This is a genomic window from Alistipes sp. An54, from assembly GCF_002159375.1.
GTDB classification, from domain to species: domain Bacteria; phylum Bacteroidota; class Bacteroidia; order Bacteroidales; family Rikenellaceae; genus Alistipes; species Alistipes megaguti.
Genome location: NZ_NFIA01000001.1, coordinates 26,830 through 51,559, shown reverse-complemented (window position 1 = coordinate 51,559; position 24,730 = coordinate 26,830). Strand labels below are relative to the sequence as shown.

Annotated in this window: 12 protein-coding genes; all 12 read left to right on the top strand. The window is 62.6% G+C overall.

The genetic code is table 11. The features are described from left to right. Positions 1-41 precede the first annotated feature (41 nt). The 12 genes from B5G09_RS00170 (at position 42) to B5G09_RS00115 (ending at position 24,572) form a co-directional block, all read left to right on the top strand. Positions 42-1,724 carry a glycoside hydrolase family 28 protein gene (locus B5G09_RS00170; protein WP_087403543.1) on the top strand — a complete coding sequence of 561 codons (1,683 nt, stop codon included), beginning with the start codon at positions 42-44 and terminating at the stop codon, positions 1,722-1,724. Between the two features lie 28 nt (positions 1,725-1,752). After that, positions 1,753-3,678, top strand: coding sequence for a pectate lyase (locus B5G09_RS00165; RefSeq protein WP_241147510.1), 1,926 nt, complete (start codon positions 1,753-1,755; stop codon positions 3,676-3,678). Positions 3,679-3,763: 85 nt separating this feature from the next. Beyond that, the gene (locus B5G09_RS00160) at positions 3,764-5,383 is read left to right on the top strand and encodes a pectinesterase family protein (RefSeq protein ID WP_087403542.1); all 1,620 of its coding nucleotides are present in this window, start codon (positions 3,764-3,766) and stop codon (positions 5,381-5,383) included. A gap of 126 nt (positions 5,384-5,509) precedes the next feature. Further along, complete coding sequence (locus tag B5G09_RS00155; protein ID WP_087403541.1) at positions 5,510-9,928, top strand: two-component regulator propeller domain-containing protein; 4,419 nt, start codon at positions 5,510-5,512, stop codon at positions 9,926-9,928. Further along, entirely contained in the window at positions 9,925-11,136 is a 1,212-nt protein-coding gene (locus B5G09_RS00150) for a glycoside hydrolase family 88 protein (RefSeq protein WP_087403540.1), read from the top strand. Before B5G09_RS00155 ends, B5G09_RS00150 begins: the two co-directional genes overlap by 4 nt. Positions 11,137-11,435: 299 nt before the next feature. After that, the gene (locus tag B5G09_RS00145; RefSeq protein WP_087403539.1) at positions 11,436-14,672 is read left to right on the top strand and encodes a TonB-dependent receptor; all 3,237 of its coding nucleotides are present in this window, start codon (positions 11,436-11,438) and stop codon (positions 14,670-14,672) included. Positions 14,673-14,703: 31 nt separating this feature from the next. Next, positions 14,704-16,623: a RagB/SusD family nutrient uptake outer membrane protein gene (locus B5G09_RS00140; RefSeq protein ID WP_087403538.1), complete on the top strand. Its 1,920-nt coding sequence runs from the start codon at positions 14,704-14,706 to the stop codon at positions 16,621-16,623. Positions 16,624-16,656: 33 nt separating this feature from the next. Next, positions 16,657-20,052, top strand: a complete 3,396-nt coding sequence (locus B5G09_RS00135) for a DUF4957 domain-containing protein (RefSeq protein WP_087403537.1) — start codon at positions 16,657-16,659, stop codon at positions 20,050-20,052. 150 nt (positions 20,053-20,202) lie between these two features. Further along, a complete protein-coding gene (gene sufB, locus B5G09_RS00130) occupies positions 20,203-21,648 on the top strand; it encodes a Fe-S cluster assembly protein SufB (protein ID WP_087311343.1) in 1,446 nt (481 codons plus the stop codon). 47 nt (positions 21,649-21,695) lie between these two features. Then, positions 21,696-22,448 carry a Fe-S cluster assembly ATPase SufC gene (sufC, locus tag B5G09_RS00125; RefSeq protein ID WP_087311341.1) on the top strand — a complete coding sequence of 251 codons (753 nt, stop codon included), beginning with the start codon at positions 21,696-21,698 and terminating at the stop codon, positions 22,446-22,448. Further along, positions 22,448-23,266, top strand: coding sequence for a SufD family Fe-S cluster assembly protein (locus B5G09_RS00120; RefSeq protein WP_087403536.1), 819 nt, complete (start codon positions 22,448-22,450; stop codon positions 23,264-23,266). Before sufC ends, B5G09_RS00120 begins: the two co-directional genes overlap by 1 nt. Positions 23,267-23,336: 70 nt before the next feature. Further along, a complete protein-coding gene (locus tag B5G09_RS00115) occupies positions 23,337-24,572 on the top strand; it encodes a SufS family cysteine desulfurase (RefSeq protein WP_087403535.1) in 1,236 nt (411 codons plus the stop codon). The last annotated feature ends 158 nt before the right edge of the window (positions 24,573-24,730 follow it).

The following is a 24,730-nucleotide window of genomic DNA, read 5'->3' as shown; positions in this document are numbered from 1 at the left end:
TTTGCAAATTTTCAAGTATACGGAATAAAACTACCTGCTTTATGAACTTCAAGGATGTAACGATCTGTCTGCTCGCCGCGGCGATGTCGGCGGGTGCGGGATGCTCGTCGCCACGGGCGTCGGCCGAGAGTCCGGAGGCGCTGCCCTTCGAGATGCCGGCAGTCCCCCGGCCGCAGATTCCGGCGCGTGCGGTCAGTATCGTTGATTTCGGGGCGGTGGGCGACGGCCACACCCTCAACACGACGGCCTTTGCCGCGGCCATCGATTCGCTGGCGGCGCAGGGCGGCGGCCGCGTAACGGTCCCCGAGGGGGTCTGGTACACGGGCCCCATCGTCCTGAAGGATCATATCGAACTGCATCTCGAACGGAATGCCCTGATCGTCTTCGACAACGATCCCGCGCACTATCCGCTCGTGGAGACCACCTTCGAGGGGCTCAATACGCTGCGGTGCCAGTCGCCGCTCTCGGCGTGCGGGGCGAAGGATGTCGCCATCACGGGCCGCGGGGTGATCGACGGCAACGGCGATGCCTGGCGGGCCGTCAAGCGCGACAAGCTCACCGACCGCGAATGGAAGGCCAAACTGGCCTCGGGAGGCGTTCTCTCCGACGACGGCAGGACGTGGTATCCCTCCGAGAGTTACAAGTTCGGCGCCACGTCGGGGGCCGACCAGAACGTCTCGACGTGGGCCACCACGCGCGAGGATTTCGAGCGGATGCACGACTTCCTGCGTCCGGTGATGGTCTCGCTGCACCACTGCGAAAACGTGCTGCTTGAGGGGGTTACGTTCCAGAACTCCCCCTGCTGGAACATCCATCCGGCCATGTGCACCAACCTGACGGTCCACAATATCACGGTTCGCTGCCCGGACTACGCGCAGAACAGCGACGGCATCGACATCGAGTCGTGCCGCAACGTTGTGGTGACCTCCTCGCGTTTCGACGTGGGTGACGACGGTATCTGCATCAAGAGCGGCAAGGACGAGGCGGGACGTCGGCGCGGCATTCCGTGCGAGAACATCCTGGTCTCGGACTGCATTGTCTTCCACGGCCACGGCGGCTTTGTCGTCGGGAGCGAGATGTCGGGCGGCGTGCGTAACGTGCTGGTTTCCGACTGCATCTTCTCGGGTACGGATGTCGGATTGCGCTTCAAGTCGACGCGCGGCCGCGGCGGGGTGGTCGAGAACATCTGGATCGAGGATATCACGATGAACAACATCTTGCAGGAGCCGCTGCTGTTCGACCTCTTCTACGGGGGCAAGTCGGCCTCGGAGGCTTTAGCCGAGGGCGGATCGGCCGCAGCCGCGGATCTCGAGCCGAAACCCGTCGACGAGACGACGCCGGCCTTCCGCAACATCCACATCCGGAACGTCTGGTGCCGCGGGGCGCGCCGTGCGATGTACTTCAACGGCCTTCCGGAGATGAACGTCGAACACGTGACGGTCGAGAATACGCATATCTACGCCCGGACGGGCGCCCGGATCAACGAGTCGACGGACGTTGTGCTGCGCGACGTGCAGATCATCCCCGAGGAGGGCCCGGCGCTGATGCTCAACAACGTGAAGAGCCTCCGCGTCGAGAATTTCACCTGCCCCGATGATCTTCCGACGGCGCTGCAGGTCACGGGCAGCCGCAACCGCGACGTGGAGATCCGTTCGCCGCACATTACGGCGTCCAACGCCTCCCTTTCGGAGACTTCCGCCGGGCAGGTGGCCATTAACCGATAAAACGTAAAACAAAACCGATAATCGAACTATGAATCGTTTCTTTTCCTATTTGGGACTGAGTGTCCTGTTCTGCGTGGGGGCCTGCAGCAGCAACTCCGCCGAAGAGACGCTCGATGGCGGGGGCCGGGTATTGCCGGTCCCGACGGTGAGCGTAACGGTGAAGGAGCTGACGGCCAACGTGCAGTGGAGCCTCTCCGAGCAGGTCAACAACGTGCGCTATACCTACGAATTCTACCGCGGCGAGGCGGCGTCGCCTGCAGAGACGGCCACGACGCGTTACACGTCGCATGATTTCGAACTGACCGAGGGCGAAAGCTACCGGGTGCGTGTGCGGGCGACATCGCCCGTCGGGACCAGCGAGTGGCAGGATTCGCCCTTCTCGGAGTTCGTCTCCTTCACGAGTGAGGGACTGGAGCCCGATCCCGACGAACCGGACGATCCGCAGCCGGGCGACGGTTCGATGTTCGGCCTTCCGCTGGCCAACGAGAACGACGGTGTGGTGCGCGCCTTCCCGGGAGCCGAGGGAGGCGGCATGTACGCGACGGGCGGCCGCGGCGGCGAGGTCTACCACGTGACGAACCTCAACGACAGCGGTGCGGGGTCGTTCCGCGACGCGGTGAGCAAGTCGAACCGCACGATCGTCTTCGACGTGGCCGGCACCATCGCCCTGAACTCGAAGCTCAAGATCACGAGCAGTAATCTGACCATCGCCGGGCAGACGGCCCCGGGCGACGGCATCTGCATCCGCAACTATACGGTCGAACTGCAGGGCGACAACATCATCATCCGCTACCTGCGCTTCCGCATGGGCGATACGACCAAGACCGAGGACGATGCGCTGGGCGGCCGCTACCACGCCAACATCGTGATCGACCACTGCTCGATGTCGTGGTGCACGGACGAGTGTGCGTCGCTCTACGCCAACCGCAACTTCACGATGCAGTGGTGCATCATCTCCGAAAGCCTCTGCAACTCGGTTCACGCGAAGGGCGAACATGGCTACGGCGGCATCTGGGGCGGCAAGGACGCCTCGTTCCACCACAATCTGCTGGCCCACCACGTGAGCCGCAACCCGCGTTTCGACCACCCGTACGTCTACGACAAGAACAACGCCTCGATCCTCGAGCAGTACCACGGTCACGTCGACTTCCGCAACAACGCAATCTACAACTGGGGCCAGAACGAGAACTGCTACGGCGGCGAGCTGTGCTGGCTCAACATGGTGAACAACTACTACAAGGAGGGTCCCGCGTCGAAGAGCAACAAGTACTTCTTCGTGGCCTACGGCAACAGCTGCAGCAGCTGCGCTTCGTACGGCTACAGCTACGAGGAGATCATGCCGCGGATCTACGCCGACGGCAACCTCTACCTGAAGCGTGACGGTTCGCAGGCCGCCTTCTCGACGGACAACTACACGGGCATCTACGACAAGGACAAGAAGTCGTTTGACACCTACGCAAAGGATGCCACCGGGACGTTCCGCCAGCCGGCTGCACTTTCCATTACGTCGGACGGCCGCTCCTGCTATACGACCACGCACAGTGCCCGGGAAGCGTTCGATGCCATTCTCTCCTACGGCGGCGCTTCGCTGAGCCGCGATGCGGTGGATCAGCGTGCGGTGAACGATGCGCGGTCGGGCGGTGCGACGATCAACGACGGCGGCAACGGCTCGACGGGCGGTATCATCGACACGCAGTCGGCCGTGGACGGATGGCCCGAGCTGACGGCTACCGACGAGCAGATCGCCCGTGCCGCCACGGACAGCGACGGCGACGGCATCCCCGACTACTACGAGGAGCTCTTCGGTCTGGACAAGAACAACGCTGCGGACGGCAAGGCGAAGACGCTCGATCCGCAGGGACTCTATACCAATCTGGAGGTCTATCTCCACTACCTGGTGCGCGACATCACCAAGGCCCAGGTCGAGGGTGGCAGCTATACGGTGCTCAATTGATTGGATACGATGACGGTCGTACGGGATTCGGGTGCGGAGGTCCGCACCCGAATCTTGTCCCCCGGGACCGAAAACGGACGAACGGATGAAACGACTTTTGATGTTGATAGGGGTGCTGGCGGCTTTGACGACGTCGGCGGCGCCGTTGCGCATCCACCTGATCGGCGACTCGACCTGTGCGACGAAGGATCTCGCCGGGGAGAATCCCGAACGGGGCTGGGGGCAGATGTTCGAGCCGCTCTTCGACGAGGGGGTCGAGGTGCTGAACCATGCGCTGAACGGCCGCTCGACCAAGTCGTTTCGCGATGAGGGACACTGGACCGAGGTGCTGTCCGATCTGCGCGAGGGGGACTACCTCTTCATCCAGTTCGGCCACAACGATCAGAAACTGAACGACTCGACCCGTTATGCCCTGCCCGAGGCGTATGCGGAGAATCTGCGGCGCTACATTCGCGAGGCGCGCGAACGGGGAGCCCGGCCGGTGGTGCTGACCTCGGTGGTGCGGCGCCACTTCACCGACGGACGGCTCGACGATACGCACGGCGCCTACCTCGATGCCGCACGCCGCACAGCGGCCGAAGAGCACACGCCGCTGATCGACGCCGAGCGGCTGACCCGCACGTGGATCGAGGGGCTGGGCGACGCGGCTTCGCGGAACTTTTTCGTGTGGGTCGAGGCGGGCACCTGTCCGCGGTGGCCCGACGGTCGTGAGGACAATACGCATCTCAACATCCGCGGGGCGCGGACCGTGGCGCGGCTGATTGCCGCACAGCTGCCCGCCACGCTTCCGGAGCTGGGCCGGCACCTTGTCGGGTCGGATTTTACGGTGGCCCGGGATGGTTCGGGGGACTTTTTCACCCTGACGGAGGCCGTGGCCGCCGTTCCGGACTTCGGCCGCGACACGACGCGTATCGTCGTCTGTGAAGGGGTCTATCGGGAGAAGATCTCCATTCCGGCCACCAAACGATTGGTGGCCCTTACGGGACGCGGCGCCGTGACGGTCTCGTGGGACGACCATGCCTCCGAAACGGGCCCGACGGGCCATCGGCTCGGGACGTCGGGCTCCTCGACCGTCTACTTTGGCGGTGAGGGGTGGACGGTGCGCCACATGACCTTCGAGAACACGGCCGGACGCGTCGGGCAGGCCGTGGCGGTGCAGTGCCTGGCCACGAACCTCCGCTTCATCGACTGCCGGTTCCTGGGCAATCAGGATACGCTCTACCTCTACGGCGTGGGTAACCGCGACGGCAAACGCGTGGCGGAGAATGCCCGCATCCGCTTCGAGGGGTGCTACATCGAGGGGACGACCGACTTCATCTTCGGCTCGGCGGCGGCGCTGTTCCGGCGGTGCGAGATCCGTTCGAAGGCCGACTCCTACGTGACGGCCGCCTCGACCTGCCGCGGGCAGCGTTGCGGGATGATCTTCGAGGAGTGCCGCCTGACGGCCGACGAGGGGGTGACCTCCTGCTGGCTGGGGCGTCCGTGGCGCGACTATGCGCAGACGCTCTTCCTCCGATGCTGGCTCGGCGGGCACATCCGCCCCGAAGGGTGGCACGACTGGGACAAACCCCGCGCCCGCCGTACGGTCCGTTACGGCGAGTATGCCTGCGAGGGGCCCGGTGCCGCCCCGAAGGCGCGCGTCGGATGGTCGCGGCAGCTCTCCGCACGCGAAGCCCGGCAGGCCATCGCCGATTTTGACCGCTGAGGTTGGAAAAGACCGGATTTTTTTGTACATTTAGCTTCGGATTCGCGGGCAAAGTGGCCCGTGAACCCTCTGAAACCGATATTCCCGACCGGGGCGACACCTCCCCGAAGGGGCTGACTACCGACCATGAAACGACTTCTTGTTACTCTGTTGCTGGCGGTTGCCGCTGCCATCCCGTCTCTTTTTGCGGCGGCGCCACCGCAGAGTCTTTTCCGTACCTACTCGACGCTTGACGGCATGACCCACGACCGCATCGCCGACATCTATACCGATTCGCGGGGCTTCGTATGGATCTGCACGTGGTACGGCGTGAGCCGTTTCGACGGTTATACGTTCAAGAACTTCAGCACCACGCCGGGCGACTTCTCGCCGCTGGCCCACCATCGCTTCATTTCGGTGAGCGAGGATGCGAACGGCCACCTCTGGTTCACGACCTACAACCTGCACGTCTACCGCCTGAACCGCTATACGGAGCAGTTCGAGGATGTGGTGTCGCTGATCGACGGCCTCGATTCGAACCACTACCGGACGCTCTTCTGCCGTCACGACCGGCGGGGCGGCACGTGGGTGGCCGTGGCCGGCGTCGGGGCGATCCGCTTCGAGGATGCGGCCGACGAGTCGCCGGTTCGCGTGACGGCCTTCCATACGTGCGACGAGCTGGGCGGCGACGTCACGGCACTCTATCTCGATGCCCGGGGCGGTACGTGGCTGGCCTCTTCCGGGGGCGGGCTGCATTATCTCCCAGCCGATGCGGATACGCTGCGGCTCCTCTGCCAGTCCGAGACTCCGGGATTCGACTTTGCGGCCGATTCGACGCACGTCTACTGCCTGATGCCCTCGGAGATCGTCCGCTGCGGGATCGACGGTACGGGGATCGAACGTCTCGGCGGCGGCAGTTCGCCGCTGACGGCCATCACGGCCGACACGGTGCGCCAGCGCATCTACGCCGGCAGCCGCACGGGTGAACTCTACCGCGTGGGCGGCGACCGTCTCGAGCGGCTCGATCCGAAGGGCCATCGCCCGCGACGGATCCGGGCCCTGGCCACCGATTCGCACGGTATCGTCTGGGTGACCACCCCCGAGACGGGCATCACGCGCTACAACCCCGCATCGGACGACTACAAACACTTCGAGCAGAAGCCCTATACGGTCTCCTACTACCTGGATACGATTCCGAAGATCGCCGAGAGCGGCGGCCGGCTGTGGATCAAGATGAACAATTGGGGCTTCGGCTACTACGACCGCAAGAACGACCGCATCGAACCCTTCTACAACGATCCGGAGCAGCCCGACTGCCGGATGACCAATGCCGTGGTGCGTTTCGACGTGCACGACAACGTGCTGTGGCTGTCGACCTACAACGAACGGGGGCTTCGCAAGGCGGTGCTGCTGCAGCAGCCGGCCGATGTACTGACGCTCGACGCCAAGTCGTCGAATCCGTTGTCGGGGGAGATCCGCGCGCTGATGACCGACCGCCGGGGACGGATGTGGGTCGGGACGCGCGACGGCGAACTGACGGCCTTCGACGCCTCGAACCGCCCGGTTTACACGCTGCCGCAGCAGGGAGCCGGCACGGGCATGATCTATGCGCTCCGGGAGGATGCCGAAGGGCGTATCTGGGTGGGTACCAAGGGCGAAGGCCTCTACCGGCTGACGCCGAAGGGAACGGATGACTATGCGGTGACGCACTTCACCCACTCCGACGCGGAGGCCTATTCGCTGAGCGATGACCAGATCTACTGCGTCGAGATCGATACGCGGGGGCGGATCTGGGTGGCCACCTACGGCGGCGGCATCAACCTGCTGGAGGATCCTGCCGGGAGCCGCTTCATCCACGCCGGGAACCAGCTGTCGCACTATCCGCTCGACGAGGCGGGGCGCGTGCGGTGGCTGCTGTGCGACGGTGCGGAGCGGATGTTCGCCGCGACGGTCGACGGACTGCTGCTCTTCGATCCGAGTCTGCCGCCGCGCGAGATGCGCTTCCGCCTGATGCAGAAGATCCCGGGCGACACGACCTCGCTGGGCAACAACGACATCATCCACATGCTCAAGGATTCGAAGGGGCGGATCTGGCTGGCGACCTTCGGCGGCGGACTGAACCTCATCACGGGTTACGACAGCGTGGGGCTTCCGCACTTCCACTGCTACGACCGTTCGTACGGTCTGGCCAGCAACATCTGCATGGCGCTGACCGAGGACCGGCGGGGTGACATCTGGGTCTCGACCCACAACGCCGTCTCGCGCTTCGACCCCTCGCGCCACCTCTTCTCGAACTACTACGTCTACGACGAACACCGCAACGAGATCTTCAGCGAGGCTACGGCGCTCACCTCGCCGCTGGGCGACGTCTACTTCGCCGGCGGGCGTCAGCTCTACCGCTTCAGCCCCGGGGAGATGCTCTCCGAGAAGATCGACTACCGGCTGCGCTTCACGGGTTTCGACGTGCGCAACAAACCGGCGCGGGTCGGCAAGGACGCTCCGCTCGAAGTGGCCGTCCCGGAGGCTGGCCGGGTGGTTTTGCCCTACAACTTCTCGAATTTCCGCGTGGAGTTCGCCACGCTGAACTTCTCGATCCAGCACGAGGTGGGCTACATGTACCGCCTCGAGGGGTACGACCAGGACTGGAACATCTCGGGAACGATCAACCGTGCGTCGTACTCCAACGTGCCGATCGGCAAATACCGTTTCCATGTCAAGGCCTTCGTCGGCAACGCCGATACGGCCGACGAGGGGATCTCGATCGAGATCGAGGTGCTGCCTCCGTTGTGGCTGACGTGGTGGGCCAAGACGCTCTACGTGCTGGCGGTGCTGGCGGTGCTGGTCATCGCCTTCCGCATCGCCGCCTCCGTGATGCGGATCCGCCGCGAGGCGAGCGTCGAACAGAACATGACGGATCTGAAGCTGCGCTTCTTCACGAACATCTCGCACGAGCTGCGCACGCCGCTGACGCTCATTCTGGGCGGCATCGAGGATGTGCGCAAGCACGACCAGCTCTCGCCGCGCGGCGAGACGAGCCTCACGCTGGCCCACCGCAACGCCAAACGCATGCTGACGCTGATCAACCAGCTGCTGGATTTCCGCAAGATCGTCAAGAACAAGATGGAGTTGAAGATCTCGCGCGTGGATCTGGTGCCGCTCGTGGAGGATGCGCTGGACGACTTCCGCGAGATGGCCTCCGAGCGGCGGATCGAGCTGCTGTTCACGGTCTCGAGCCGCTCGGTGCTGGTGTGGGTCGACCCGGAACGCATGGAGAGCGTCGTCTACAACCTGCTGTCCAACGCCATGAAGTTCACGCCCGACGGCGGTCGCATCGAGGTGATTCTCTCGCTGCGCGAGGCCGAGGAGCGGGTGCTGCTGACCGTGCGCGACACGGGCATCGGCATCCCGAAGGACAAGCAGGAGCAGATCTTCGAACGCTTTGCGCAGGCATCGCGGGCCGTCGACCGATCGATGAAGGGGTCGGGCATCGGCCTGTCGCTGTGCCGCGACATCGTCGAACTGCACCACGGCGAGATCTCGGTGGAGAGCCGTCCGGGCGAAGGTGCGGCCTTCACCGTGCGGCTGCGGCTGGGCAACGCCCACTTCGGTATGGAGCAGATCGACTTCTCGCAGGCGGGCAGCGAGGCCGACGGCCACGGACACAGCCATCGCAACAATTACATGGTGAGCGACTACACGTCGGCCGACAGCCAGCGCCGTACGGACGTACGGCCGCCGAAGGATGCACAGAAGATCCTGCTCGTGGAGGACAACCGCGAGCTGCGGATCTTCATGTACAACAGCCTGATCGACACGTACCACGTCGTGGAGGCCGACGACGGCGTCGAGGCGCTCGAGAAGATCCGCAGCGAACAGCCCGACATCATCGTCACGGACCTGATGATGCCCCGCATGGACGGCATCGAACTGATCGACAAGGTGCGCCACGACTTCACGATGAGCCACCTGCCGATCATCATGCTCACGGCGCGCCACTCGCCCGACGACCGGGTGAAGGCCATGGAGTTCGGCGCCGACGGCTACATCACCAAGCCGTTCAGCATCGAGCTGCTGCTGGCACGCATCGACAACCTGCTCACGCAGCGGCGGACGCTGTTCGAACGCTTCTCGACGCAGTCGGCCCGCAACAAGGTGGTCGAGCTGGCGGTTGAGGATGTGGTCGTTACGGACCGCGACGAGGAGTTCCTGCGGGAGGTGATGTCGTGGCTCGGGGAGAACATCGAGAATTCCGAACTGACGATCGACCAGCTGGCCTCGCACCTGGGCGTGGGGCGCACGACGATGTACAACAAGCTGAAGAGCCTCACGGGCAAGTCGCCCGTCGAACTGATCAAGGAGTACCGCATCACCAAGGCACAGATGCTGCTGCGCACGGGGCAGTTCTCCGTATCGGAGGTGGCCTACAAGGTGGGCTTCTCGGATCCGGGCTACTTCAGCCGCTGCTTCCGCGAACAGTACCACATGTCGCCGGCCGAGTTCCTCAAGACGAACCATTTGAAGCAGAATCAGGATAAAGAGACCAAAAAAGAGACCAGAAAATCATGAAACGACTGTTGATTGCCGTGGCTGTCCTGGGGATGGCCGCCTGCTCCTCGGGATCGGGAGCGCTGTACGATTCGCCGATGTCGCTGGCCGTCCGGATGGCCGAGAGCGAGATTGCGCGCAACCCTTCGCCCGCGATGCTCGACGGCATTCCGGCCGGCAAGGTGAAGTGGAACTATACGACGGGGCTCGAACTGCTGGCCATCCGCGATGCGGGCGAGGCGTGGAACCGTCCGGACTTCATCGCCTATGCCGACCGCTACTACGACACGATCGTGCAGGCCGACGGCAGCGTGCTGACCTACAGCCGTGCGAAGTACAATCTCGACCACATCTGCCCGGGCCGTGCGCTGTTCAGTCTCTACAACCGCACCGGAGAGCAGCGTTACGCGCAGGTGCTCGACACGCTCTACGCCCAGCTGCGCGCGCAACCGCGCAATTTCGACGGCGGCTTCTGGCACAAGGCGGTCTATCCGCACCAGATGTGGCTCGACGGCCTCTACATGGCCGAACCCTTCTATGCCGAGTATGCGATGACGCACCTGACCGGTGCGGCGCTCGACGATGCCGTGGCCGACATCGTGAACCAGTTCGTCACGGTGGGCAAGCACACGTGGGACCCCGCGACGGGGCTCTACCGCCACGCCTACGACGATTCGCGCGAGATGTTCTGGTGCGATTCGATTTCGGGGCAGTCGGCCCACGCCTGGTGCCGGGCCATGGGGTGGTATGCCATGGCGATCGTCGAGACGATGCAGTATCTGGGCAAGAGCGATGCCACGCGTCCGATGCAGGCCATCCTGGAGCGGATCTACGATGTGCTGCCGAAGTATGCCGACCCCCGGACGGGGATGTGGTACCAGGTGCTGGACCAGCCGGGGCGCGAGGGCAACTACCTCGAGTCGACCGGATCGGTGATGTTCGTCTATGCGCAGCTGAAGGCCGTGCGTTTGGGCTACCTGCCCGAGGAGATGCGCGAGGAAGCGCTGCACCGCTACGAACAGTTCGTCGACCGCTTCATCCGTGAGAATGCCGACGGCACGATCTCGATGACGGACTGCTGTGCGGTGGCCGGACTGGGCGGCAAGCAGCGGCGCAGCGGCACGTTCGAATACTACATCTCGGAGCCGGTCATCGAGAACGACTGCAAGGGCGTGGGGCCCTTCATCTGGGCCTCGCTCGAGTACGACCGTGCCAAGGGGCGGCTGTAGCTCCGGACCGGAGGTGTGAGGGGTGGTCGTGAGGTCGGATCTCCGGCGAAAATCCTTTGTGGAATCCCGTCACCGAATACGGAAAATCCTCCCTGCGGGGAGGATTTTTTGTTCGGAGAGGTGCTTCCGGGGCCATTTGGAGGCCGATCGGGACTATTTGATAAAATCTCCATGAGAAGTGATAAATTTTACCATTTGAATCTGGGTATGGATTCTATTTTTGTATAGGGAAAAGCGGGTAATTCCATAAAAAAATTAAAAAAAGAATAGGAACCTAATTATTAACCAAAACCTTTTTTATGAAAAACTTTACGCTAAAGTTTGCCCTGACGCTCCTGTTGGGACTGGGGATGGCTGCCGCGGCCATGGCCCAGAAGATCGGAGGAGTGGTCAAGGATTCGGCAGGCAATCCGGTAATCGGAGCCTCGGTGGTCGTAGAAGGCACGACTTTGGGAGCAAGTTCGGGAGTCGACGGTTCGTGGACCCTGCAGGTCCCCGACGCGTCGAAGAAGACACTGGTGGTCTCCTATATAGGAATGAAGACGCAGCGCGTGGCCATCGGCACGAAGACGCAGATCGACGTGACGCTCGAGGTCGAGTCGACGGCGCTGGACGATGTGGTGGTCGTGGGTTATGCGGCCGTCAAGCGTCGTGACGTGGTCGGATCGGTGGCCTCGGTGAGTGCCGACGCACTGACGCAGATGCCGGTCAACTCGGTGACCGAGGCGCTGTCGGGCCGCATGGCCGGTGTGACGGTGACGGCTACCGAAGGTGATCCCGATGCGGAGATCAAGATCCGCGTGCGCGGCGGCGGTTCGATCACGCAGGACAACTCGCCGCTCTACATCGTCGACGGCTTCCCGGTGGAGAGCATCTCGGACATCCCGGCTTCGGAGATCGCCTCGATCGACGTGCTGAAGGATGCCTTCTCGACGGCCATCTACGGTGCGCGAGGCGCCAACGGCGTTGTGATCGTGACGACCAAGAGCGGTGAATCGGGCCGCATCACGGTCAACTACAACGCCTACTACGGCATCAAGAAGTTTGCCAACCAGGATGCGCTGACGCCGATGACGCCCTACGAGTTCGTGCAGTACCAGTACGAGGCGGCCATGGTGGAGGGCAAGCTCGCCACCAACTACGAGCCCTATTTCGGCGGATTTGCCGACATGGACCTCTACAGGAACCTGCAGGGCATCGACTGGCTCGACCAGACCTTCGGCCGTACGGGTACGACCTTCAACCACAACCTTTCGATCTCGGGCGGCGGCGACAAGTTCAAGTGGACGGCCGGCTATGCCCACATCGACGAGCGGGCCATCATGGTGGGGTCGACCTTCAAGCGCAACAACCTCAACTTCAAGGCCAGCTACAAGCCGACGAAGAAGGTTTCGTTCGACTTTTCGATCCGTTATTCGGATACGAACGTGCGCGGAGCGGGTTCGAACTCCTACAACGATTCGGGTTCGACGTCGGGCAACGGCCGTGTGAAGCACGCCATCCAGTACCGACCGTTCCCCTTCACGACGGCCGTGTCGGGTGACGAAGATGAGACGTCGGCCGGCGACAACGTCAACCCGCTGATCGCCACGGCCGACAACGACAGCCGTTACGAGCGCAAGAACTGGAACGGCAATGCGGCCTTCCAGTGGGAGATCGTCGACAATCTGAAGCTGCGCGTCGAGGCGGGTCTGGATACCTACGACCAGACGAAGGACCGCTTCTACGGCATGACGACCTATCTGATCTACAACTCGAACCGTCCGGGTCCCGCCACGCAGTATACCGACTATACGCGCAACAAGATCCGCAGCACCAATACGCTGAGCTACGATTTCAAGAACGTGATCGGCAACAAGGACCACTCGCTCAACCTGCTGCTGGGTCAGGAGTACATCGTGACACGTTCGAACACGCTGACGGCCTGGGCCTATGATTTCCCGGAGTTTTACGACTCGATGATGGCCTGGCAGATGATGAGCTCGGCCACGGGAACGCGTTCGGTGAACAACTTCTACGATCCGGACGACCGTCTCTTCTCGTTCTTCGGTCGTCTGAACTACGACTACAAGGGCAAGTACATGTTCTCGGCGACGATGCGGGCCGACGGTTCGTCGAAGTTCGCCAAGGGCAACCAGTGGGGCTATTTCCCGTCGGCGGCCGTGTCGTGGCGTCTGTCGGGCGAGGAGTGGATGAAGGACATCACCTGGATCGACAACCTGAAGCTGCGTTACAGCTACGGTACGGCCGGTAACAACAACATCCCCTCGGGCCTGATGCTGCAGGAGTATGCCGGAAACGACAATGCCAGCAACTGGTATCTGTACGACAACTGGTGGGGCGTGGCCAAGGACGACGACGCCAAGATCGTCATGGCCAATCCCGATCTGACGTGGGAGACGACCTACTCGCACAACCTGGGTCTGGACTTCAGCTTCCTGCGCGGCCGGATCAACGGTTCGGTGGACGTCTACCAGAACAACACGAAGGACCTGCTGATCAAATACCCGTTGACGGGCAGCGGCTACGAGTATCAGTACCGCAACCTGGGCGAGACGCGCAACCGCGGTGTCGAGCTTGCTGCGACGTTCGTGCTGTTGGAGAAGCCGGACTACGGTCTGACCTTCACGGCCAACGCCAGCTACAACGAGAATACGGTGATGGATCTGGGCGGTCTGGACTTCCTCGATGGCCTGCAGTCGGGCTGGGTATCGGCCAATGAGGTCGGTACGGACTACCGCGTGACGGTAGGCAGCGCCCTGGGCCAGATGTACGGCTACGTTTCGGACGGCCGCTACGAGGTCGACGACTTCAACTACGTCGACGGCAAGTGGGTGCTCAAGGAGGGTGTCGTGGACTGCTCGGCCGTGATCGGTACGGCCTATCTGCGTCCGGGAGCCATGAAGCTCAGGAATGTCGACGGCAGCGCGGACAACAAGGTGACGACGGCCGACCGTACGATCATCGGCAATGCACAGCCCAAGTGGACCGGAGGTTTCTCGCTGACGGGCTATGCCTACGGCTTCGACTTTGCAGCCAACTTCAACTGGGTCTACGGCAACCAGATCTACAATGCCAACAAGATCGAGTTCACCACGGAGCGCGGTACGAATAACAAATTCCGCAACCTGATCGACATGATGGCCACGCAGAACCGCTGGACGAACATCGACTGGTCGACGGGCGAGCTGATCACCGATCCGACGCAGCTGGCCGAGGCGAATGCCGGGACGACGATGTGGTCGCCGCTGATGTCGACGGCCGTCTTCTCGGACTGGGCCGTCGAGGACGGGTCGTTCCTGCGTCTGTCGTCCGTGACGCTGGGCTACACGCTTCCCGATCGGTGGATGCAGAAACTGCACATCAAGAAGTTCCGCCTCTACGTGACGGGCGCCAATCTCTTCTGCTGGACGGGGTATTCGGGCTACGATCCCGAGGTGGATACCCGCCGTGCCACGCCGCTGACTCCGGGAGTCGACTATTCGGCCTACCCGCGCAGCCGTTCGGTTGTCTTCGGTGCGAATCTGACCTTCTAAAGACCTTCAAAAGCAAATTTTCCAAACGAGTATGAAAACACTGATCAAATATATGTTCGTATTGTCGGGAGCGGGTGCACTGACGGCCTGCGCCGACCTGTTGGAGACGGAGACCAAATCGTCGTTCGATACCGAGACCGTCTTCTCGAACTACGAGTTGGCCGAAGGTTGCAACTTCGGTATCACGCAGGCCTTGCTGGAGAAGGCGAACCACCGCGGACGTTACCATCCCTACGTGGGTCTGAACTCCGACATCGAGTGGGCCAACAACTGGAGCAACGATACCGAGAAGGTGACCAACGACAACCGTCAGGCCATCTACGGCTACAACCTGCTGCCGACCAACGGCGAGATGAACACTTCGGGCTCGAGTGCCGACGCCTATTCGCCCTACTATACGGCCATCGAGCGGGCGAACCTCAACATCAAGAACCTGCGCCAGTACGGCGACGTGGCCAACAACCCCGACATGGCCTACCTGCTGGGTGAGGCGCTGACGCTGCGTGCGGTGATGTACTACGACCTGATCCGTGCGTGGGGCGACGTTCCCTTCCGTACGGAGCCCATCAGCGACGACATCTACATTCCGAAGACGAGCCGCGACGTGATCTTCAAGCAGATCCTGGGCGACCTGCAGGAGGCGTGGGACTACCTGCCGTGGCCGGGTCAGGGCCATGCCACGACGACCGACCGTGTAAGCCGGGCCTTTGCCAAGGGACTCTACGCGCGTCTGGCGCTGATGGCTTCGGGCTATGCGCTTCGTCCGGCCGACGGAGCCGTCGGAACGGGTGATCCGGGTTCGATCCGCCTCTCGTCGGATCCCGAACTGCAGAAGGAGGTCCTCTACCCGAAGGCGCTGGCCGCCTGCGTGGATGTGATCCGCAACAGCGGCATGTCGCTCTATCCGAACTACGAGCAGCTGTGGCGCGACCTGAACAACTTCGACCGCACGTCGGCCGGTACGGGCCGCGAGGTGCTGTGGATCTTCCCCTACGGCAACAACCGCGGACGCTGGAACTACTCGTTCGCCATTCCGCACCCGGGTACGGACCAGTATCTCGGAGCATCGGCCGGAATGTCGAGCCGTGGCGGCAATGTCGGTCCGGTACCCACCTTCTGGTTCGAGTATGAGAAGCAGGATACGCGCCGCGACGTGAGCTGCGTGAACTTCGAGTGGGAGTACGTCTCGGGGTCGACCGCCGCGCCGCAGCTGGCCGGCATCGACCAGTGGTTCTTCGGCAAGTACCGCTACGAGTGGATGGAGAACTATCCCTACAGCGGCGGTAACGACGACGGCTTCAAACCGCCCTACATGCGTCTTTCGGACGTCTATCTGATGGCGGCCGAGTGTGCGATCCACGAGTCGTGCTCGGATGTCGACGGCGGCGGTCTGAACAACGCGAAGAATTACCTGCTGGAGGTCCGCAAGCGTGCCTATGCCGGCAACGAGCAGATGGCCCAGGTGTATGTCAATGCGATCGGCTCGGCCGACGCGATGTTCGAAGCCCTTGTCAGGGAGCGTGCGCTGGAGTTCGTGGGCGAGATGCTGCGCAAGACGGACCTGATCCGCTGGAACCTGCTCAAGACGAAGATGGACGAGACGAAGCAGAAGATCAGCGACCTGAACAACTGGTCGGGTGATTTCAGCTACCTCTCGCAGGGTGACGGCTATATCTACTACAAGGTGGACGGCACGAAGCTGGAGATGTACGGCCTGCTGCCCGACGAGCAGACGGCGCCGACCGACAACACGTGGATTCCCTACACCGATTCGAAGGGTGCCGTAGCGCGCTACATGCCGTGTGCCTCGAAGACCGACAGTCCGAAGTTTACGCAGGCGGAGATCGACCGCCTCTACGACCGGGATCCCAATACGCGTCAGTACTGGCCCATCTTCCAGAGTGTGGTCGACAACTCGCAGGGTCAGATCCGCAACGACTACGGATATTAACAGGTTGACCGCATCAAAACAGAACAAACGATTATGAAAAGCATATTTCGCAAATGGATGTCCGGCCTGCTGCTGATCGCCACGGCAGGACTGGGCGGCTGTTCGGACGATCCGGACGGCATTAATGACGAACTGGTGCTCGATCGGGCGCTGATGCCGTTGAATGTCATGGGATCGGTCCTGACGACGGGCAACCAGATCCGTCTGACGTGGGATGTCCGCACGACGGACACCTACGAGGTAGTGGTCTATTCGGACGAAGGACTGACGCAGAAGGTCACGACGCGGAGTGATATCCAGCCGACGGATCTTCCGGTGACGCTCGATCTGGAGGTCGAGAAGGAATACTACGCAACGGTCCAGGCCTTCAGTTCGAACGAGCGCACGGCGCCGTCAAAGGTGGCCATCGTGGGCCCGATGACGACCTACGCCATCATGTCGCCGCTGAATCCGGTGGTTACGGCGCGCACCTCCGAGTCGGTGACGCTGACGTGGGATCAGGACGACTTCGTGTCGCACCTGCTGGCTACGCCGGTAGCCGCGACGGCCGAGGAGCCTGTCCGGCTGGATCTGTCGGAGGATCAGATCGCACAGGCCGAGGCGACGATCTCGGGGCTGAAACCCTCGACGGAGTACTTCATTACGGTTTGCTACAACAGTGCGGTTCGCGGCGGACAGGATGTCTGGACGCGTCCCGATACGGAGGGCGCCTCCGAGGCTGCAACGGCCGAGGAGCTGCTGCGTCTGGTAACCGACGGCGCCACCCGGATCCTGCTGACCGACACGGAAACCCCCTACGACGTGACGCCTCCGAGCGAGCCGGCCGGTTCGACCAATGCCCTGAGCACGGCGCTCACGCAGGATCTGGCCATCTACGGTCAGACCTCCACCGAGGGTAAGAAGCCGACCGTAATCGGCCTTGCCGCCAAACTGGGAGTCGGCACGGCGGCCTATTCGTTCCACCTGGAGGATCTCGTGCTCAACGGCAACGGCGGCGGATCGGTTGTTGCGATCGAGTCGGCCAATGTCAAGATCGAGAACCTGACGGTCAAGAACTGCGAGGTATATAACTACACGAAGGGTGTGATTGCCGAGACGCTCGATCAGGCGGACAACGGCATCGATGTCCAGAAGATGACCTTCGACGGACTCTACATGCACGACATTGCGGGAGACGGCGGTGATGCGATCGACTTCCGGTTCGGTACCTACCATGAGGTTTCGGTTGTCAATTCGACGTTCTACAACGGCGGCCGCGGCTTCCTCTTCATGCAGCGCGGTACGATCCTGGGCAAGGTGACCGTCAGCAACAACACGATTTCGAACTTCTCGCTGGCGACCAACCGCAAGGGTCTGATCTGCCTGCGTGCCACGGGGCTGACCACGGAGAACTTCACGGTTTCGAACAACCTGATCCTGAATGAATATCTGGCCTCCAAGGATTTCTCGTTCATTTCGAACTATTCGGATGCCGTCGTTCCGACCCTGTCGGCAAACTACTTCTTCAACTACTACGACAATGCGGATAAGAAGGAGGGCTTCTTCTATGCGTCGAATCTGGACCTGACTCCGGAGTTGATCCTGGTCAACGGCAGCAAGGTGCTTTCGGAGGATCCGTGCGAGGCTTCGGAGCGGGGCAAGTTCTATCTGGTGAACGGCGAGATCGCGTCGGTACGCGTGGGAGACCCGCGCTGGTGGAATGCCGTGGCGCCGGTCATCCCGGAGCAGACGGAGCTCAACGCCATCACCGAGGCTACGGTCTGGAACTTCGCCGATCCGGAGACCTTCGAGGCACAGACGATCGACCGCAACCGGATTCTGGGCAACCTGCAGTTCCTGGTCAACGACGCGGAGGCTCCGATGGCCATTACGGGGAACGGAACGATTTCGTTCTCGGCCGCCTCGACCTTCTCGCCCGTGGACGAGCCGACGAACAATGCGCTGGCCTTCAAGGTGAGCGTACCGGGGTCGGTGCTCATCACGCCGTCGGATGCCGGCTACAACAAACACATGGAGCTGATCGTCAACGGTTCGCGCTATGCGCTTCCGGCCGACGGTTCGCAGAGCAAGTTCGGCTTCGGCGACATCCAGGGCGAGACGATGATCTACATCTGCAGCTGCTCGCCCGTTGAGCTCGAGGCGCTGGAGTGGTCGCTCGAGGTGGTATCGGGCGGCGAGCCGAAGGTGCTCGAGACGCCGGTCTTCACGACCACGGAGCTTCCTTCGCTGGATCAGGGCACGTCGCAGGTCGTGACCGTCAGCTGGAATGCCGTCCCGAATGCCGCCGCCTATGAGGTGACCTTCAACGGCAAGACGCAGACCGTAGAGACGCCGACGTATGAGATTTCGGCCTCGACGGTAGCGGCTCTGAAGGCGGGCAACTATACGGTGACGGTGGTAGCCAAGGCGGCCGAGGGCTCGCTCAATTGGACGGATTCGGAGGCAGCCAGCCTGACGATGCGTATCAACGAGGTGCTGACGACCATCACGACGGCCCATACGTGGGACTTCTCCGATGCTGCGACCTTCCCGGCCGGTGTGCTTTCGGAATCGGTAGTCTACGGCAATCTGCAGTTCCTGGCCCGCTCCGGAAAGGAGATGGAGATCGAGCATTCCGTGGATGGAGAGGGCAAAAAGACCGACCGTATCAAGTTCAATGGCGGCAGCGATCCTAAGGGTCCGACTCCGACGGCCCGTGCCGTGGCTCTGCGTGTGAACGGCAACGGTGTGCTGACGCTGAAGGCCATTTCGAGCAGCAGTTCGGATGCCACGCGTGAGGTAGGTGTGAGCGCCAACGGCACAGAGTATCTGCGCGAGGCCTGTCCGACGTCATCATCGGGCGAGTCCAAGAAGGTGACCTTCACGGATCTGACGGGCGAGACGATGATCTATATCTATGCCTACGCCAACATCAACCTCTACGCGCTTTCGTGGGAGCCGGATCCCTCGACGGTACCCTCCACGAAGGAGTATACGATGACCCTTACGGGTACGGCCGGCGTGCTGTCGACAAATATCTCGGGGCTGCCGACGAGCTGGAAGGAGGAGGATTCGACCTGGACGGCCACCGACGATTCGGGCGCCTCGACGATCACCTTCACGGGCAACGTCTATTACAGCACCGATGCCGCGAAGAACATTGTCTGGTACTTCAACAAGGGCAAGGCCGAGACGCACGTGGCCGGTTCGGGCATGGGCAAGATCAAGTCGATCACGGTTTATCCCAATTCGACGCGCGATCCGGCGATGCTGAAGTGTACATACGACGGAACGACGCTGGCCGCCGTTGAGCCTGCCGGCGAGAAGTCGAAGACGATCACGTTCGATTTCGCTGCGGCGGGAGTGGCGACCGACAACTTCCGCATCGACTTCACCGACAAATCGACCAACGTCGAGGTAGGCAAGGTGGTGATTGTTTACGAGAAATAGCCGATCCCTGCCGGGAGAACGGGGCGTGGAGCAATCCACGCCCCTTTTTTGTGCCCGGGCGGGCCGGACGGGGGCTGCGGCACCGGTTTTGAAGGCAGTATTATGAAATTCGGATTAGAATTTGTATCTTTGCACGATATTTTGCAAGCAATGGCAGAGAACGAAAAAGAGATACTGGAAAACCTCGGAGAACAGGAATACAAGTACGGCTTTACCTCGGCGATCGAGACCGAAACCATCGGCAAGGGACTCTCGGAAGAGGTCGTGCGGCTGATCTCCGCCAAGAAGGGCGAACCGGAGTGGATGACCGAGCGCCGTGTGGCGGCCTACCGCCACTGGCTGACGCTGGAGCCCCCGACGTGGGCACATCTGCGGATCCCGGAGATCGACTTTCAGGATATCATCTACTACGCGGCGCCGAAGGCCCGCAAGAAGCTGGGTTCGATGGACGAAGTCGACCCCGAATTGAAACGCACGTTCGACAAGCTGGGCATTCCGCTCGAGGAGCAGATGGCGCTGTCGGGGGTGGCCGTCGATGCGGTGATGGACTCCGTGTCGGTGAAGACCACCTTCAAGGAGACGCTGGCCGAGAAGGGGATCATCTTCTGCTCGATTTCGGAGGCACTGCGCGACCACCCCGATCTGGTGCGGAAGTACCTCGGAAGCGTCGTCCCCTACACGGACAACTTCTACGCCGCGCTGAACGCCGCGGTCTTCTCCGACGGCTCGTTCTGCTACATCCCGAAGGGGGTGCGGTGCCCGATGGAGCTGTCGACCTACTTCCGCATCAATGCCGCCGGGACGGGGCAGTTCGAGCGGACGCTGATCGTGGCCGACGAGGGTGCCTACGTGAGCTACCTCGAAGGGTGCACGGCGCCGCAGCGTGACGAAAACCAGCTGCATGCCGCCGTGGTGGAGATCGTCGTCGAGCGCGACGCCGAGGTGAAGTACTCGACCGTGCAGAACTGGTACCCGGGCGACCGGGAGGGGCGCGGCGGCGTCTACAACTTCGTGACCAAGCGCGGTCTGTGCCGCGAGAATGCACGGCTGTCGTGGACGCAGGTCGAAACGGGTTCGGCCATCACGTGGAAATATCCGAGCTGCATTCTGGCCGGTGACAACTCGGTCGGGGAGTTCTACTCGGTGGCGATGACCAACAACTGCCAGCAGGCCGATACCGGCACGAAGATGATCCACATCGGCCGCAACACGCGCAGCCGGATCGTCTCGAAGGGCATCTCGGCCGGACAGAGCGAGAACTCCTACCGCGGGCTGGTGCGCGTGGCCAGGGGGGCGGAGCATGCGCGGAACTACTCGCAGTGCGATTCGTTGCTGATCGGTGACCGTTGCGGTGCCCACACCTTCCCGGTGATCGACAGCCGCAACCGCACGGCGGTGGTCGAACACGAGGCCACGACGTCGAAGATTTCGGACGACCAGCTTTTCTACTGCAACCAGCGCGGGCTGTCGACCGAGGATGCCGTGGGACTGATCGTCAACGGCTACGCGCGGGAGGTGCTGGCGAAGCTGCCGATGGAGTTTGCCGTCGAGGCGCAGAAACTGCTGGCCCTGCAGCTGGAGGGCACGGTCGGTTAGCGACGCGGCAAAACGAATGGAAAGGAGAAAAAATAATGGAAACCAATATGTTAAGTGTCAAGAATCTGCATGCCACGGTTGATGGCAAGGAGATCCTGCGGGGCATCAACCTCGAGGTGAAGGCCGGTGAGGTGCACGCCATCATGGGCCCGAACGGTTCGGGCAAGTCGACGCTGGCCTCGGTGCTGGCCGGCAACGAGAAGTTTACGGTCACCGAGGGCTCCGTGGAGTTTCTGGGTCACGACCTGCTCGCGATGTCGATCGAGGATCGGGCGCGGCTGGGGTTGTTCCTCGGCTTCCAGTATCCGGTGGAGATCCCCGGGGTGACGATGGCCAACTTCATGAAGATGGCCGTCAACGAGCAGCGCAAGTACCGCGGTGAGGAGCCGCTGTCAGCCGCGGAGTTCCTGCACCTGATGAAGGAGAAGAGCGCCGTGGTCGAGCTGTCGTCGAAACTCACGTCGCGGGCCGTGAACGAGGGTTTCTCGGGCGGTGAGAAGAAGAAGAACGAGATCTTCCAGATGGCGATGCTCGATCCGAAGCTGGCCATCCTGGACGAGACCGACTCGGGACTGGATATCGACGCGCTGCGGATCGTCGCCACGGGCGTTACGAAGCTCCATACGGCGGAGAATGCCACGGTGGTCATCACGCACTACCAGCGGCTGCTGGATTACATCGTGCCCGACGTGGTGCACGTGCTCTACAAGGGGCGGATTATCTATACGGGAGACAAGACGCTGGCGCTGAAACTCGAACGGGAGGGCTACGACTGGCTGATCAACCAATACGACAAGTGATGGAGCGGATTCTGGAGATTATCGGCGGGTTGCGCAAGGCGGGTCCGGAACTTTTCCGGGTCGAGACGCCGATACCGCAGGCCTATGCGGCGGCGGATCCCGACCACCTGCGGGTGGAGCTCACGGCCGGGGCTGCGGCGCAACTGGTGGTGCTCCATACGAAGGCGGGCGTTGCGCGGCTTGACGTCGAACTGGCCGAAGGGGCGCAACTGGACCTGACGGAGATTTTTCTGGGAGAGACTTTTGCTGAAATAGCCCTTCGGCAGGGAGAGCGGAGCTGCTGCCGCGTGACGACGGTCGAACTGTCGAGCGCCAACGCCTCGTACCGCATCGACCTGAACGGCCGCGGAGCCTCGAACGAGCTCAACGGCGTCTTCCTCGCTACGGAGAAGGAGCATTGCGTGGTACGGCTCCACACGGCGCACAACGTCCCCGACTGCACGAGCGTCTCGTGCATCAAGGGAGTGGCCGATGACGAGGCGGTGGGCGAGTTCTCGGGCCTGGTCTACGTGGCGCCCGACGCCCAGCGGACGGATGCGCGGCAGCAGAGCCGCAACGTGCTGCTGAGCGAGAAGGCCCGTATCGAGACGATGCCGCAGCTGGAGATCTATGCCGACGACGTGAAGTGTTCGCACGGTGCGACGGTCGGGCAGATGGATTCGGAAGCGATCCTCTACATGCGGCAGCGCGGCCTGAGCGAAGCGCAGGCCCGGGCCCTTCAGATCGAGGGCTTCGTGGGAGACATCGTGCGTCGGTGCGGTGTCGAGCCGCTGGGTGAGGCGCTCATGCGGCTGGCCGCTGCGAAGCTGGAGCGGTAGCGGGCCTCCGGAGAGGAGGGGTCGGCCCGGCAAAGAAAAGAATAACGAAGCGAACAAGCAGACAAGTGACATGGGGACAAAGGAGAGATTCGATGTCGAAAAGATACGCGGGGAGTTTCCGATCCTTGGGGAGAAGGTCTACGGCAAGCCGTTGATCTACCTCGACAGCGGCGCTACGGCCCAGAAGCCGCAGCAGGTGCTGGAGCGGATCGACTGGCTCAACCGCCACCTGAATGCCAACATCCATCGGGGCGTTCATCTGCTTTCGGAGCAGGCCACGGAGCTCTACGAAGAGGCGCGTCGGCGCATTGCCGACTTCATCGGTGCGGCCGAGAAGGAGGAGGTGGTCTTTACGGCCGGCGCCACGGCGTCGCTCAATACGGTGGCCTACGCCTGGGGCGATACGTTCGTCGGGGCGGGGGACAACATCGTGGTGAGCGAGATGGAGCACCATTCGAATCTGGTGCCGTGGCAGCTGGTGGCCCAGCGGCGGGGTGCCGAGTTGCGGATGCTCCCGATCGACGACCGGGGGGCGCTGCGCACGGATCTGCTCCCGACGCTCATCGACGAGCGCACGCGCGTGGTGGCCGTTACGCAGGCATCGAATACGCTGGGCACGCGGCCCGACCTGCGGCCCGTCATCGAGGCGGCCCACGCCGTGGGTGCCGTTGCGGTGGTCGACGGCTGTCAGGGGGTGGTCCACGGCGGCGTCGACGTACGGGCGCTGGATTGCGACTTTTACGCCTTCTCGGGCCACAAACTCTACGGCCCGACGGGCATCGGCGTCCTGTACGGCAAACGGGAACTGCTCGAACGGATGCCGCCCTTCTTCGGCGGAGGTGACATGGTCGACCGGGTGACCTTTGCCCGTACGACCTACGCTCCGGTTCCGCTGAAGTTCGAGGCCGGTACGGCCAATTTCATCGGGGCCATCGGGCTGGGCGAGGCCATCCGGTTCCTTTCGCGGTTTGACGCCGCGGAGATCGAGGCCCACGAGACGATGCTGCGGCAGCGGGCCGAGGAGCGCCTTTCGGCCATCCCGGGGCTGCGCATCTACGGAGAGACGGCGGACAAGTGCGGCATCGTGTCGTTCAACATCGAGGGGGCCCACCATTACGACGTGGGGATGATCCTCGACAAGCTGGGTATCGCCGTCCGGACGGGGCACCACTGTGCCGAACCGGTCATGGACCACTTCGGCATCACGGGCATGTGCCGCGTGTCGCTGGCGTTGTACAATACGGCGTCGGAGATCGACGCATTGGTCGCCGGCGTCGAGCGTGCCGTCCGCATGCTGCGCAACTGACCCTCCGACGGGGCGGCCGGGAGGAGACAAGAGACCCGGCGGGGCAAGCTGGAGTTCCGGCCGGGAGGAGACAAGTGACCCGGCGGGGGCAGGCAAGAGTCCCGACCGGAGAGGGCAGAACCGGGGCCCGGACCAAAGGAACCCGACATGGGGGCCCG

What these genes read in the sequence shown, in the direction of transcription:
- B5G09_RS00150 (WP_087403540.1), top strand. Translation starts at nt 9,925, where the DNA reads ATGAAACGACTGTTGATTGCCGTGGCTGTCCTGGGGATGGCCGCCTGC.
- B5G09_RS00165 (WP_241147510.1), top strand. Translation starts at nt 1,753, where the DNA reads ATGAATCGTTTCTTTTCCTATTTGGGACTGAGTGTCCTGTTCTGCGTG.
- B5G09_RS00135 (WP_087403537.1), top strand. Translation starts at nt 16,657, where the DNA reads ATGAAAAGCATATTTCGCAAATGGATGTCCGGCCTGCTGCTGATCGCC.
- B5G09_RS00155 (WP_087403541.1), top strand. Translation starts at nt 5,510, where the DNA reads ATGAAACGACTTCTTGTTACTCTGTTGCTGGCGGTTGCCGCTGCCATC.
- B5G09_RS00140 (WP_087403538.1), top strand. Translation starts at nt 14,704, where the DNA reads ATGAAAACACTGATCAAATATATGTTCGTATTGTCGGGAGCGGGTGCA.
- sufC (WP_087311341.1), top strand. Translation starts at nt 21,696, where the DNA reads ATGTTAAGTGTCAAGAATCTGCATGCCACGGTTGATGGCAAGGAGATC.
- B5G09_RS00115 (WP_087403535.1), top strand. Translation starts at nt 23,337, where the DNA reads ATGGGGACAAAGGAGAGATTCGATGTCGAAAAGATACGCGGGGAGTTT.
- B5G09_RS00160 (WP_087403542.1), top strand. Translation starts at nt 3,764, where the DNA reads ATGAAACGACTTTTGATGTTGATAGGGGTGCTGGCGGCTTTGACGACG.
- B5G09_RS00145 (WP_087403539.1), top strand. Translation starts at nt 11,436, where the DNA reads ATGAAAAACTTTACGCTAAAGTTTGCCCTGACGCTCCTGTTGGGACTG.
- B5G09_RS00170 (WP_087403543.1), top strand. Translation starts at nt 42, where the DNA reads ATGAACTTCAAGGATGTAACGATCTGTCTGCTCGCCGCGGCGATGTCG.
- sufB (WP_087311343.1), top strand. Translation starts at nt 20,203, where the DNA reads ATGGCAGAGAACGAAAAAGAGATACTGGAAAACCTCGGAGAACAGGAA.
- B5G09_RS00120 (WP_087403536.1), top strand. Translation starts at nt 22,448, where the DNA reads ATGGAGCGGATTCTGGAGATTATCGGCGGGTTGCGCAAGGCGGGTCCG.